The organism is Cardiobacterium valvarum (genome assembly GCF_900460955.1).
Taxonomy (GTDB): Bacteria; Pseudomonadota; Gammaproteobacteria; order Cardiobacteriales; family Cardiobacteriaceae; genus Cardiobacterium; species Cardiobacterium valvarum.
In genome coordinates, this window is record NZ_UFUW01000001.1 from 1,464,488 (window position 1) to 1,477,245 (window position 12,758).

Consider the following 12,758-nt stretch of genomic DNA (forward strand, 5'->3'; position numbering starts at 1 on the left):
GGTTTACACCCAGCCGCCGAAGCCCATAAAGGCGATAGCGAGAATGCCCGCCGTCATCAGTGCCGCCGGGGTGCCTTTGAAGGGTGCGGGCACGTCGGCAGCGTCGATGCGTTCGCGGATGGCAGCGAAAATGACGAGGACGAGGGTGAAGCCAACCGCCGCACCGAAGCCGTACAGCGCGGATTGCAACAGGTTGTGCTGCTGGTTGGCGTTCAGGAGGGCGACACCGAGCACGGCACAGTTGGTGGTAATCAGCGGCAGGTACACGCCGAGCAGGCGGTGCAGCACGGGGCTGGTTTTGGCGATGTACATTTCGGTCAGGCCGACGAGGACGGCGATGGCGACGATGAAGCCGATGGTGCGCAGGTAGGTGATGCCGAAGGGGGTGAGCAGGTAGGTATCGAGCAGGTAGGCGCTGACGGCGGAGAGGGTGAGGACGAATGCGGTGGCAAAGCCCATGCCGAGGGCGGTATCGATTTTGCGCGAGACGCCCATGAAGGGGCAGAGGCCGAGGAATTGCGAGAGGACAAAGTTGTTCACCAAAACGGTGCTCAACACGATATAGAAGTAGCTGTGCATGAGGGGTTGGCGGCAGTAAAAAGCTACGTGCATTCTAGCGCAACGGCCACCGGATGACGGTTGATAAACGCAAAGGGTCAATCCTGCATTCCCGCTGATTTTTTCAGGGCAGATAAGCCGTTATAATTCGCCAAACCCTTTATTTATGAGGTTTCTCCCATGCACATTTCCCCCCAAGAATACCTGCTCTACCTGCAATACCTCGGTCTTGCCATCGTGCTGGAAGCCGTCTTCGCCGCCGCTTATCTGCACAGCACCCCCAACGCCGAGCTGCACCTCACCCGCGAGGGCAATACCGCCTGCGCCCTGTCGTTTGGCGGTGCACTCATCGGTTTCAGCCTGCCGCTTGCCGCCAGCATCCGGCAAAGCGTGCAGCTGGTGGATTTCATCCTTTGGGGCGTCGTCGCCGCTGTCATCCAGATAGCGCTCTATCACATCGCCACCCGCCTCATCATCAGAAACGCCAGCCGCGAACTCGCCAATAACAACACCGCCGTCGGCACCCTGCTCGCCGCGCTGTCCATCAGCATCGGCCTGCTCAACGCCGCCTGCCTCAGCTAAGGAGACCCCCATGTTCGGAAGCTTTATCCGCAAACAGTTCATCGACGTCATCGAATGGCCGGATCCGGAAGACGACCAGCTCATCTGGCGCTACCCCGCCATCGACCGTGAAATCCAGACCGGCGCCACCCTTATCGTGCGCGAAAGCCAGCTCGCCATGTTCGTGGACGAAGGCAAAACGGCGGACATCTTCGCCGCCGGCACCCATACCCTCAGCACCCAGACGCTGCCCATCCTCACCAACCTGAAAAACTGGGACAAAGCCTTTGCCTCGCCCTTCAAGAGTGACGTGTACTACTTCGGCACCCGTCAGCAACTCGGCCGCCGCTGGGGTACCGCCCAACCCGTAACCGTCCGCGACAGCGAATTTGGCGCCGTGCAACTGCGCGCCTTCGGCATGTACGCCTACCGCCTGAGCGACCCCGCCAAATTCTTCAACGAAGTCAGCGGCGTTGTCGGCGAATACCGCGTCGGCCAGCTTGACGATCCGCTGCGCAACACCATCACCAGCCAGCTCGCCGGCCTCTTCGGTACCTCAGGCATCCCCTTTCTTGACATGGCGGCGAACCAGCCCCTGCTCGCGCAAAAACTCGCCGAACACGTCGCCCCCGCCTTTGCCGCCTTGGGCCTCACCCTCGAAAGCATCACCGTCGAAAGCATCACCCTGCCGGAGGCTATCCAGAAGGCGCTGGACGAGCGCATCAGCATGGGCGTCATCGGCGATTTGAACCGCTACACCCAATACCAGACCGCACAAGCCATCCCGCTTGCCGCGCAGAACGAAGGCGGACTCGCCGGACTCGGTGCGGGCATCGGCGTCGGCGCCGGCATCGGGCAGAACATGGCGGCAGCGATGAGCACCGGCCTGAACAACGCCAGTGCAGCGAACGACATCCAGGCGCGCCTCATCCAACTCAAAACCCTGCACGATCAGGGGCTCATCAGCGCCGATGACTACGAAAAAGCCAAGGCGGAAGTCCTTAAGAAACTGACCAGCTAAACGCAGCACGCCCCTCCCGCCGGAGGGGCGTATTGTCTGGAGCAAAACCATGCAAGAAAAAACACCCGCTACCACGCCGCCAAGGCCTCGACTTGCCGCATGGCAGAGCCAGTATTTACACCGCTTGGCGAACCCGGTGTTTATGCCGCTTGGCACGTTCAGTAGCACAATGAAACATCCACCCCAAACTACCCAACATTGTTATGAAAAAAATCCTGCTTGCTCTCGCTTTCTCCTCCGCATCATTGACCGCATGGGCGGTAAACACCTGGACTTACTGCGACGATATGTATATGTATGTCATCCGCAGTGAGTGCACACCACAAGCTATCGTCACCAGACTTACCTATAGGCATCCGCTCTATCAGGCGGCAAGAGCGGGCGACAAGGCGGGCGGTGAAGTGCTCATCCGGGAAGGGAACGACCTCAATAGAGTCTACGAAAGAGCAGGTTTTCTGCCCCATTCCCTGCTCAATCTGAGCCTTTTCGAGGAGGATAAACAAGCCTTTGCCACCCTGCTCGCTCTTGGTGCCGACCCAAATTTTCTCGGTAAACAAGAGGAGACGCCGATGCATGCTGCGGCCAAAAAAGAAGACCCGTGGTATCTCGAAACCCTGCTCGCCCACGGTGGTGATGCCAATGTACGCGACATTGATGGCAAAACGCCGCTCTTTGCTGCTGCGAGTCTTGGAGGCAGCGGGAGTATTGAGCGGCTGGTGCGGGCAGGGGCAGATATACAGGCAAAAGACGAGGATGGGCAAACACCGCTTTTTGCCGCGATTGGTAGTTTGAATAAAGGCAGTTTTACGCAACTGCTGGATGCGGGCGCGGATATTCATGCCACCGATAATGACGGCAACACACTGCTGCACGCCAGCGCCAGATATGGTTTCAGAAATAACGATACTTTCTGGCGATTACTGCAAATGGGTGTCGACCCGCGCGCCAAAAACCGCTACGGCAACACCTTCCAATGCGATTTTTTCTTCAAGGTTCCGAGTGATGAGCCTTTTGCCACCCAGGTACGCGACTGGTTGACCGCTCGCGGCATCCCGCTCGACAGCGAGGCGGATTGTCACCCCGTTCCAGCCAAACTCAGCAAATACTGGGAGCGCAGGATGCCACACAGTGTAAAACCGGCACAACGGTAAATGCCAAGAGCGGGGTAGTTGCGGGATAGTGCAGAGCGAAATTCAGTCTGCCATGCATTCCTTCACTTTCACCATCCGACATACGCCGCTTGGCGCACATCCAAACTCGAATTTCGCGCAAAAGAAAACCCCGCTCAAGCGGGGCTTTTCTTATTCAGGCAAAGCCTTTTACTTCGCTGCTTCTTTCTTGTCACCGGCACGGATGCCTTCGCCGCTAACGCTGACTTTTACCAGCGGTGCAACTTCGATATTGGCGCCGTAATCGGCGGGCTTCAGATCAAAGGCGGTGCTGAAGCCGCTGCGGTAGCCGCCCCACGGGTCGCTGCCTTCGCCTACTTTGCTAACTGGCACGGTGATGCTTTGCGTTTTGCCGTGGAAGGTGAGGTTGCCGGTAAGTTGACCGTCTTTCCAGGCGGTGGATTTGAAGGTGGCTTCCGGGTATGCGCTGCTTTCCAGGTATTTTTGCAGGTGTTCGTCGCGCTCGCCGAAGCCGGTATCCAGCGAAGGGATTTTGACGGTCACGCTCACGTCTTTGATTTCGCCGCTGTCGCTGTCATAAGTGTAGCTGCCGCTCACGCCTTTGAAGAGGCCGGGAATGGTGCTGTAACCGAGGTGGGAGACGCCGATTTGCACGTAGAAGTGGGTTGGGTCGATGTCGTATTTGACCGGGGCGGCGATGGCGGCGCTACCGGCAAACAGGGCGGCAGTTAAAAGTGCACTGCGGATAGTTGTCATGGAGGTTCTCCGGTTATGGGTGAGATGCCGCATGGTAGCGGCTATGGTTTGCGGGGTGATTACGGTTTGGCTATTGCCACCCTGTGCACAAAAGCCGCTGCAAACAGATGCAAAAGCATCACGCGTTATGGGCTGGATGATGCCCCGTTTCAATTCACAGCCGCCCGAAGGCGGCTGCTCTCTGCGCCAAAATCCGCGAAGAATCAGTCAAATACAACTACCCTTTCGCTAACCTGTTCCGGCAGCAGAGAGTATAGCAAGTATAGCGCCCGCTTTTTACGCCATACAAGTCTATAAATAGCCCAATTGTTAAAGAACTACTGCATTCGCTAGCCTGCCTGCATTTTTATGGGAATCGCCGGTTAGCGCGCTAAATAATCAGCGTATCCTTGAACACATCCACGGCCGGCTTCGCGCCATGATGTTCCACTTTGCCCCGCCATTTGCTGCCAAGATGATAGAAACGCAGGCTGTCCGTTTCGGGTTTAAAAATATCCAGCAGCCCGGTTTTTAGTTTTACCCACTGATCCGGCGCGATATCGCATTCAAATACGGAAAATTGCACCCGCACGCCATAATCCTGACAAAGTTTCGCCATGCGTCGCAGCCGCGTCGGGCCTTCCGGATTTTCAAGCGAAATATCGTAAGTAATTAGCATCATCATGACCGCCTCCTTTGCATCAGCGCATCAAAAATGGCGGATATTCCGCCAAATCCCCACGCAAATGCCGCGTCAAAAGCATTGCCTGAATATAGGGCAGCAAGCCGATTTCCACCTCTTCTCCCAAAAATGGATGAACGATTTTCTCCTGCTTTTTCGCCTGCAAAGACTGGAACAGCAACTTCCTAGCCTCTGCCTTCAAACTCACTGCACCGCTTGCCTCCTGCACAAAATCCTGCGGTTTGATTTGCCCTCGGTTAATTAGCGACAACACCAACCTGTCTGCCCACCATGCACGGAACTCTTCCAAAATATCCTGCGCCAAACTGTCGCGCCCCGATCGGTCGGCGTGCAGAAAACCCACCTGAGGATCCAGCCCCACGCCTTGCAGCGCACCGCTGATGTCCTTGCCCAACAGACTGTACACAAACGACAACAGCGCATTTACCCCATCTCTAGGCGGACGGCGGTTGCGCCCGTCAAAAGCAAAACCGCTTTTTTTGCTCAAAAGCTGTCCGAACACGCCGAAATAACGCGACGCCGCATCGCCCTCAATACCACGCACCACGTCCAGCTCCGCCGCGCTCTTCAACTGCCGCAGCGAAATGTTCAAAGAATCGACCGCACTTTGAATCGCCGCATTCTCGCCATAATTGCGAATCTGCCGCTGAAGCACTCGTTTACCCGCCTGAATCTTCGCCGCAATGATATTGCGCGCAATCGGCACGGGATTTTGCTCCGACACCGGATACTGCGCCCGACGCAGCAGCACATTGCCGCTCTGCCGCCCCTGAAGCCGCCCCAAATAACGTCCGTTTTCGGTAAAAAACACCAAATTCACATTATTTTCGCCGCAAAACCCCAGCAAAAACGGCGACACCAACACATTCCCAAAACAGAAAATATGCCCGATGGAATGCACCGGCAACTGCGCCACCTTCTTGCGCTCCTGCTCCACCACCAGCGTCTCCCGCTCTTTATGCAAATAACTGCCTTGGGTGGTAATGTAGAGCGTATTTTGCAGTTTGCGCATGGGAAATTCCTTAGGGTTTAACCGTGCTTTAAAGGTTGTCTGAATTATATTTTGGTTTCAGACAGTCATTAAGATAACAAAAACCTATTAAACAGTATCGCTTGCGAATTTAGTTAAAAATCATTATTTATCCTGGCTAATTAATGTATTAATTTCTATTATTGATATTCCACCATCTTCCCCAAAAGAATCTTCTAAATTATCACGAAATGGTGGAAAATTATCTCCATTATTTACTATATTCAATCTGTTAAAAAGACTTGCAGGATTAGAAAAATTACCGTGAAGATATAAAACACCTTGTCCTCTTGTTAATTTTCCTTGATTTGGAAAGCCTCTAACAATGCCCTTTGATAGGATAGAGCTTAATACTTCAGAAATTAAATCATCAATAATCTTATCCCATCCCTTATTGCCATTATTTTTCACATTATCTAAATTAAAAATTTTTCCAGAATTTCTAGTAATAAAATCAAATACCTCGCAATAAAACGGCTTAAACTTACTCAATGGTTTAGTAGCATGAGCAACATAATCACTTAAACAGAAAGAACATCGATAATTTTTTCTACAGTCACTTATAAATAAATATTTTGCTCCATCAAAAATATCTGGATCTTTAATGCAATTAATATATCGTTTTTGGTTACGCAATTTAGAATTTTTTACATATTCAAATTCCGGCCAAGTGGCATATAAATCCCATTAGTCCGCATTATCTGATTCAATATTTACTGTCGAATTAATATAACTCTTTTTTGCTTGTAATAGCAAAGCCAATCTTTGTTTAATTTTATTATTTATTACAATATTATTTACCAGCAGCAAATCTCCTAGCTCAACATATTTCTTACGCCACTTATTTGGATTGGATATATTTTTCACATATGGCTTCTGATGAATAAATATTCCACCACATTCAAATCTGATATTACTTAAACAAATAGAATTCAAAGCCTTGGGCAACTCGTAAGTTAATCTTGAAATCAATTTTGGTTCTGATGATGTTATATTTTTGAAAGATTTGTTAATGGCTTGTATTATTTCGAACTTAACAAGTTTGTGGTCTTCGTTATTCAGTACTATTGACACTTTATTTCCTTAATTCAAAAATTTTTACAAAACAACCCCTTCACATACCCCACACTCCTATCCCGTTTCCCCAACAACTCCGGCTGGCAAATTTCCGCCAGCGAGCAGGCTTTGCAGCGTTTGCCGTAGTCGGGCGGCGGGGTTTGTCCGCTGTTTAGAAGGTCGCGCACGGCGGCGATGGTAGCGAGCATTTGGGCACGCAGGTCGTCTGAAAACACGACGGGAATGCGGTGGCGGGTTTGCATATACCACAGCGCACCTTCGCTAACGGTTTGCCCCGTCATTTCTTCCAAACACAAGCCTTGGGCGCAAAGCTGGATTTCGTCCATCGGGTCGGGTTTGGGCTTGCCGCGTTTGTATTCCACGGGTTTCAGACGACCTGTTTTCGTTTCCACTTCCACCAAATCCAATATGCCGCTGATGCCCAGCTTCTCCGCCGACACATGCACCGTCCGCTCAAAGCGCACGCCCTTGCGTGTTTCCGGCTCACCCGAATCCACCCGCTCGTGCAATGCTCGTCCCTGTGCGGTGAGCAGGTTTTCCACCCACATCTGTTCGCTGTGGATTAGCGCACACTGACGCGGGCAGAAGGCGTAGTGTTGCAGAGCGGAAAGAGAGATCAGGTACTCATCCTGATTTTCCCTTTGAGTTTCGGGCATGGCCGTTTTCCTTTGTTGATGTTCTGCCAAGCGGCGTACACTGGATCCACCAAGCGGTGTGGTCACTGGGTCCGTCAAGCGGTGTCGTTACTGGGCCTGCTAAGCGGCGTACACTGACCCCACCAAGCACGTCGTTACTGTGCTCGTCAAGCGGCGTACGCTGGCCCCACCAAGCGGTGTGATTACTGAATCCACCATGCGGCGTGGTTGCGCGTGCGGAGGGGTTTTACAGCAACTCTTGCATGGTCACGCCGTCCAGACCGTCTGCATGTACGCTAATCTTGTAATCGCCGAAAGCGCTGGCGGGCGTACCTGATTCGCCGTTTATGCGTTCAACTTTCACGGCGTCAAACAGTTTATGTGCAGGCTGGCTGCCGAGCGTGCTGTCGTGTTTAAAAACAATCAGTTTGCGGGCTGCCATTTCGCCGCGCGCGGCTGAGCGGTCGTATTCGAGCATTAGCTTCAGTGCTTGCCAGAGTTTATCCAGATCGTCATCGGAGAAGCCGGTTTTAGCGGCAAGGTTGGCGGAGATAAAGCCGTGCACGCGGTAGAGCGCGTAGGGGACGATGTATTTGCGGCCCATGGTGCGTTCTTTGTCCAGGTCTTTTTCGTTGGTGACGGCCATGCGGGTGATGGAAATTTCCAGCGGCACGATGGGGTCAATGGATTGGGCGAATGCCAGTTGCACTGGGCCGCGCACTTGCCCGCTGTTGACTTCGGTAGTCATCACGGCGCCGAAGGTACGAATATCGAAGAAGTTTTTGCACATCCAGGCGGTAATGTCGCGCGCTTGTTTTTCATCCTTGGGCAGTTTTTTGGTTTCTTGCTCAATGCCGAGCGCGTCATAGGCGCGCTTGTTTTGCAGATTCAGCACGCTTTTTTCTTTTATATAGATTTCATAGCCGGCCTGATTCTCCGCACTGATTTCGATGAAATTGCGGATTTTGCGTTTCAGGCAAACATCAGTGACCAGTCCTTTGCTGGATCCCGGATCAAGGCGCGGCATATTGCCCGCATCGGGGTCACCGTTGGGGTTGCCGTTGGTTACGTCGAAGAAATAGACAAACTCATAGCGGTTTTGAATGGCAGACATTTTCTGGCTCCTTAATCGTCAATGATTTCAGTAGTATCTTTTTTAGTGAAATAGCTTTGCTTTTGCTGGTAATAACCGATGGCAAAGCGACCTTGTTCTTCAATGCTTAAATGGCGGGGAAAGGTTTCCGGCAAGTTTTCAATGATCGTGCCCAAATCTTTATCCAGATTGACCGCCATGCCGGCCTTATCTTTACGCAGGCGCGACAAGTGGTTTTTGACGCCTGCCAATAAACGGGGAAAGACAAAATACGGCATGGCGGAAGCCGAGCCGTAGTAACGATCAGCAATACCGGCATTTAATTCACCAAGTGCCTGATGCTGGATGCGCTCCAATACGGCAAATAGCCGCCCCAATAAATAGGCGGGGTTTTTACTTTCAGTATGTAAGCTCATGGGGACTCCTTCTTGAATGAAACCTTTTCTAAAACGCCGCTGTAATACGGCTTTCATCATTGCCACGCGCAGGCCGTTTACATCGCCGTCGGCGCGGATTCGGGTAATCAGTTGCGACAGCAAACTTAATGGGTACGGCGTGCCGCAAATCACGGCGCGGGTCATCTCACCTGCCAATACGGGCGAGATGTTTTCGCTTTTGCCCAATACGGCAGTTTGCAATAAGAGTCGCCAAATAGACGGTGGGGTTTTCCAGGGCCGGGGCTCAATGGCCAAATCCTGCCAATGCTGAGCCAGATTCTGCGCCAACTGCCCAAAGGTGGTATCCAGCCAGAAGCGGATAGAGAGCCGCGAAGCGTTAGGGGCAAGGCCCAAGATATAAAAACGGGTATCCGGCGAGAGTTCGGGCGCCACTTCTTGCAGTGGCCGGCCTTTAGCAAGTTGCTCCAGCACTTCAAAGACCTTGGCGCTTTCTTCATCGTCACTGGGTGATGCTGTTTCTGCAAAGAATGCTTCGGCAGCTTGCGCGGAGGCGCGATCGGCAGCTTCCGCCCAGAAAATGGTGCTGGTATCGGCAACGCTCGGTCTTTTATCAATATCTTGTGATTTGTCTTGATTCTTTGCCGCCTGAAGCGCTGCCCGGATTCTGCCTAGCCCTATTACTAAAGAATGCCCATTTTCCAAGCGCAATAGATAATTGAGCGCGGTGGTGTAGGCAAAAGCGGACGCTTCCGACATTGGGGCATTTGCCCCTTGCACTTTACCGAAAGAGGTAAATGCCTCGTTATTGAACGAGACAATCGAGCCGCCGGAACTTTGCCCGCCGAATACGCCTTTAATGGCCGGATGCAACCGCGCAATCGGGGCCGTTTCGCCGCTGATTAGGCATAAGCCCTTTTCTGCTTGATTGTTTTGCAACAGCTTTGCCCACAGGGTTTGCGCCGCCTCACGTTTATGAATAAAGGCACTTGGCATTTCCAGGGAAAAAACGATATTGGTATCGAGCATTTCCAGCGGCAAATGCTGCGCCGCGAAATGTTCGGGCTGCCAATTTTGCAAGAAGCAGTATATGGCCAGCAGGCCTTCATCTGCGCTGTCTTGCAATAATTCGAGATGATATTGCTTGAAGGCGGCAAAGGTTTTTTCTGCCGGGATAAACGGTTTTTTCTTTGCTTCGGCTTTGTTTTTATTGGCTTCCACGCCCAGCGCATAAGCCGTTTTATCCCACAAGAAATTCGGTTTGATGCCTGATGTACGTTTATCTGGACGCGGCACTATCATTAATTTTGGCCGCGGTTTTATATCTGCGCTGAGATTCGATATCACGTCTTGCAGATTCCCTTCGCTATCCAGTACCAATATCCAGCCGATTTTCTCCTCGCTAAAGCCATAAGACGGCACCTTCGGATTGCCCATTTCATCGTTTTCCGCCGCCAAGCGGTAGTAATAGCGGGCAAGGGACGCAAGAATCATGCTTTCACCTCCTCGGCATAAAACGGCGGCACAAGAATGACGCCTTCTTTCATTTCCGCGCGGAAGAAATGCGGCGTGTTGCCGTGGTCAAAATCTATATCGTGCAGCATCCAGCCCAAATCGCGGTTTGCCTCGCTTGCCGATAAATCGGACGGCGGCAGCGGCTCGCCCTCGTCAATCAAGGCAAAATCGGCAGGAAATTCACGCACGCCCAAGCACGGCTGCTGGAAACACTGCCCCTTGCGCGCGCGGCGCGCAAACATCTCGATATGCTTGGTAACGGTCTCATCCTTGCCCGCCCGTGCCGTCAGCGCTATATGGGCTTCAATCACATAAGCCACGTCTTTGAGCACTGTCGCCGCTCGCTGCTGGCGGTCATCTTCAATCAACGTATATAAATCGGCAACGCTGTTGCGCTTCATCGCGCCGCTGACCTTGCCCGCCGAAATCTTGCCGCCCAATTCATTGCGCCGCACCGATTCAAACCGAATCGGCTTCAGCACATGAATCTTGTCCACCACCCAGCGCATGGCGGGCTTCCAGTGCACCGCGGACAAAATCCCGCGCGCCGCCGACGGCGTCATCACATCATAAGACACCCGCTCCACCTTCATCTCCGGGCGGGTAAAACAGGCGTAATCACCCCAAACGTGTAAGCGGATTTGGTTTTGCATGGTATTTTCCTCGACTCAGAATAATTAACACACGCCTCCCTATGGGGAGGCGATTTTATGCCTACACTAAATTGTTTCAACCCACAGCATACAACTTGAATGCTGAAATTACATAATAAGTTTTTTAATCTTATTAGCTAAAGTCATTTAGTTATTGATTGCAAAAAATATTTATATTAACATAGCCTTATTGCAATATAAATCTAAATTATTTTAAAAAGATTTTGTCATAAAAACTCATCAAAATTAATTTCATTTGCAAGTGATTTTATTAACGTGATTTCGCGATGTTGAGCAGCTTCTTTCCCTTGTAGTTGTTTATTAGTAAACTGATTATGGCTAACGCCCCAGATTGACTCAACGCGTTTCATATAAGAATCGCTTAACACATCTGGTCCAATTACAGTTATTCTCTTTCCTTGCAGCGACCTTAGCAAATCATTAAAATGTTCATCAGCCGTATTAAGTGAATAACCAACAATCACAACATGACCTGCCTCCTGTAACCACTGACCAGCTTTATACCAGAGATCAATATATTCTTTAGAGAGAATGGGCTTTAGTCGCAGTGGTGGAACTAATGAAGGAATTAGACAGCGAGAATTAACTGGATTATCATCATCAAAAAACCAGTTATCACAAATATGTGATGCCAATAATTCCTGCGGAGGTTTATCTTTAAAATTATCAAAGTTCAAAAGTTCACGATTATCCATACGAATATAGGTAGAGAGTCCACCATGGAAGTAAATGGTATTTCTCTCTTCAAGATGAGAGGCAAGAAATGAGGTGTAGTTAAGCGTTATACCCTTCCAACTCTTAGGGATGTAAGCATAAAAAGGCAATTGTTCTACTTTACCATGAACTTCACGATCACGACAAAGCAAAAACGCCCAGAAACACCACGCAATATAGACATAGTTTTTGATATCTGACAGCTTATTATTGTAAAATCCAAGAAATTTTTCTATCAAGAGTTTTTCAATATTTAAAAGATCACTAACTAATGCATAAGAGATTTGATTGGAGGCGGAATTTAGACCTTGCCGTAAGGTATATTGTAAAATAGACTTAAATGTATCAGAAACGCTAAGTTTTCGAATATCAACAATGCAGTCATCTAAGCCGAACTCAGGCGCATGATCTCCAAAGACCTCTTCGATTAACTTACGTGTCTCATCGTCGATATAGTTGGCGGTAGCAATTTGCTGTAATTGATTAAAAAGTCGAACAATAAGCTGTCCCTGTTTTTTCTGGATACTATGTTCTTCATCATCCGGAAGTTGATCAACAATTTCCTGAATACGCTGAATAGTTCCCTTTAATTGCACTGGCTCTCTCTGGGTGATATCTGAAATTGCATCATTAATGACACGTTCAAAACGAAATCTTAATCCATTGATCTTACTACGCAATAACTTATCAATACTCTTACCCTCTTCCGTATTATTTAGGTAATCACTAATTGCCGGCAAAAGCTCTGCCGCCAGTGGAAAATCAATCCCTGGCGTCTTATCAACACCAGCACCTGTCACGAGAATAGTATTCTTGTCTATCATTTAATGTACTTCCATTCTATGATTTATAGGTTTTCTTTTGCTGCCAGTCACAGCCGCTATGATCGGAATTGTGTAACAGTCATTTTTAGCTCT

Annotated in this window: 14 protein-coding genes; 3 read left to right on the forward strand and 11 right to left on the reverse strand. The window is 50.5% G+C overall.

All coding sequences use genetic code 11. The features are described 5' to 3' along the window. Nucleotides 1–3: 3 nt before the first annotated feature. A complete protein-coding gene (gene rsxA / locus DY250_RS07170) occupies nucleotides 4–579 on the reverse strand; it encodes an electron transport complex subunit RsxA (protein WP_115611701.1) in 576 nt (191 codons plus the stop codon). 159 nt (nucleotides 580–738) lie between these two features. Here rsxA and DY250_RS07175 point away from each other — a divergent pair, with 159 nt between their 5' ends. From DY250_RS07175 to DY250_RS07185, 3 genes are all read left to right on the forward strand, one after another. After that, nucleotides 739–1,140: a DUF350 domain-containing protein gene (locus DY250_RS07175; protein WP_115611702.1), complete on the forward strand. Its 402-nt coding sequence runs from the start codon at nucleotides 739–741 to the stop codon at nucleotides 1,138–1,140. 10 nt (nucleotides 1,141–1,150) lie between these two features. After that, nucleotides 1,151–2,140, forward strand: a complete 990-nt coding sequence (locus DY250_RS07180) for an SPFH domain-containing protein (protein WP_115611703.1) — start codon at nucleotides 1,151–1,153, stop codon at nucleotides 2,138–2,140. Between the two features lie 203 nt (nucleotides 2,141–2,343). Continuing rightward, complete coding sequence (locus tag DY250_RS07185) at nucleotides 2,344–3,291, forward strand: ankyrin repeat domain-containing protein (RefSeq protein WP_115611704.1); 948 nt, start codon at nucleotides 2,344–2,346, stop codon at nucleotides 3,289–3,291. A 168-nt stretch (nucleotides 3,292–3,459) separates the two neighbouring features. On the opposite strand, the gene DY250_RS07190 is transcribed toward DY250_RS07185, so the two are convergent. From DY250_RS07190 to DY250_RS07225, 10 genes are all read right to left on the reverse strand, one after another. Next, a complete protein-coding gene (locus DY250_RS07190; protein WP_115611705.1) occupies nucleotides 3,460–4,026 on the reverse strand; it encodes a YceI family protein in 567 nt (188 codons plus the stop codon). A gap of 370 nt (nucleotides 4,027–4,396) precedes the next feature. Next, on the reverse strand, nucleotides 4,397–4,690 hold the full coding sequence (gene cas2 / locus DY250_RS07195) for a CRISPR-associated endonuclease Cas2 (RefSeq protein ID WP_115611706.1): 294 nt from the start codon (nucleotides 4,688–4,690) through the stop codon (nucleotides 4,397–4,399). A 16-nt stretch (nucleotides 4,691–4,706) separates the two neighbouring features. Further along, a complete protein-coding gene (gene cas1c, locus DY250_RS07200) occupies nucleotides 4,707–5,720 on the reverse strand; it encodes a type I-C CRISPR-associated endonuclease Cas1c (protein WP_115611707.1) in 1,014 nt (337 codons plus the stop codon). A 123-nt stretch (nucleotides 5,721–5,843) separates the two neighbouring features. Then, entirely contained in the window at nucleotides 5,844–6,374 is a 531-nt protein-coding gene (locus tag DY250_RS13710) for a hypothetical protein (protein WP_147293482.1), read from the reverse strand. Between the two features lie 51 nt (nucleotides 6,375–6,425). Further along, on the reverse strand, nucleotides 6,426–6,812 hold the full coding sequence (locus DY250_RS13715) for a hypothetical protein (RefSeq protein WP_147293483.1): 387 nt from the start codon (nucleotides 6,810–6,812) through the stop codon (nucleotides 6,426–6,428). Between the two features lie 14 nt (nucleotides 6,813–6,826). After that, nucleotides 6,827–7,501: a CRISPR-associated protein Cas4 gene (cas4, locus tag DY250_RS07205; RefSeq protein WP_342772559.1), complete on the reverse strand. Its 675-nt coding sequence runs from the start codon at nucleotides 7,499–7,501 to the stop codon at nucleotides 6,827–6,829. Nucleotides 7,502–7,697: 196 nt separating this feature from the next. Then, nucleotides 7,698–8,564, reverse strand: coding sequence for a type I-C CRISPR-associated protein Cas7/Csd2 (gene cas7c, locus DY250_RS07210; RefSeq protein WP_115611709.1), 867 nt, complete (start codon nucleotides 8,562–8,564; stop codon nucleotides 7,698–7,700). A gap of 11 nt (nucleotides 8,565–8,575) precedes the next feature. After that, the gene (gene cas8c / locus DY250_RS07215; protein ID WP_115611710.1) at nucleotides 8,576–10,432 is read right to left on the reverse strand and encodes a type I-C CRISPR-associated protein Cas8c/Csd1; all 1,857 of its coding nucleotides are present in this window, start codon (nucleotides 10,430–10,432) and stop codon (nucleotides 8,576–8,578) included. Beyond that, nucleotides 10,429–11,106 carry a type I-C CRISPR-associated protein Cas5c gene (gene cas5c, locus DY250_RS07220; RefSeq protein WP_115611711.1) on the reverse strand — a complete coding sequence of 226 codons (678 nt, stop codon included), beginning with the start codon at nucleotides 11,104–11,106 and terminating at the stop codon, nucleotides 10,429–10,431. The genes cas8c and cas5c overlap by 4 nt, the downstream gene beginning before the upstream one ends. Nucleotides 11,107–11,333: 227 nt before the next feature. Beyond that, nucleotides 11,334–12,665 carry a hypothetical protein gene (locus tag DY250_RS07225; protein ID WP_115611712.1) on the reverse strand — a complete coding sequence of 444 codons (1,332 nt, stop codon included), beginning with the start codon at nucleotides 12,663–12,665 and terminating at the stop codon, nucleotides 11,334–11,336. Nucleotides 12,666–12,758 lie beyond the last annotated feature (93 nt).

What these genes read in the sequence shown, in the direction of transcription:
- rsxA (WP_115611701.1), bottom strand. Translation starts at nt 579, where the DNA reads ATGCACAGCTACTTCTATATCGTGTTGAGCACCGTTTTGGTGAACAAC.
- DY250_RS07175 (WP_115611702.1), top strand. Translation starts at nt 739, where the DNA reads ATGCACATTTCCCCCCAAGAATACCTGCTCTACCTGCAATACCTCGGT.
- DY250_RS07180 (WP_115611703.1), top strand. Translation starts at nt 1,151, where the DNA reads ATGTTCGGAAGCTTTATCCGCAAACAGTTCATCGACGTCATCGAATGG.
- DY250_RS07185 (WP_115611704.1), top strand. Translation starts at nt 2,344, where the DNA reads ATGAAAAAAATCCTGCTTGCTCTCGCTTTCTCCTCCGCATCATTGACC.
- DY250_RS07190 (WP_115611705.1), bottom strand. Translation starts at nt 4,026, where the DNA reads ATGACAACTATCCGCAGTGCACTTTTAACTGCCGCCCTGTTTGCCGGT.
- cas2 (WP_115611706.1), bottom strand. Translation starts at nt 4,690, where the DNA reads ATGATGATGCTAATTACTTACGATATTTCGCTTGAAAATCCGGAAGGC.
- cas1c (WP_115611707.1), bottom strand. Translation starts at nt 5,720, where the DNA reads ATGCGCAAACTGCAAAATACGCTCTACATTACCACCCAAGGCAGTTAT.
- cas7c (WP_115611709.1), bottom strand. Translation starts at nt 8,564, where the DNA reads ATGTCTGCCATTCAAAACCGCTATGAGTTTGTCTATTTCTTCGACGTA.
- cas8c (WP_115611710.1), bottom strand. Translation starts at nt 10,432, where the DNA reads ATGATTCTTGCGTCCCTTGCCCGCTATTACTACCGCTTGGCGGCGGAA.
- cas5c (WP_115611711.1), bottom strand. Translation starts at nt 11,106, where the DNA reads ATGCAAAACCAAATCCGCTTACACGTTTGGGGTGATTACGCCTGTTTT.
- DY250_RS07225 (WP_115611712.1), bottom strand. Translation starts at nt 12,665, where the DNA reads ATGATAGACAAGAATACTATTCTCGTGACAGGTGCTGGTGTTGATAAG.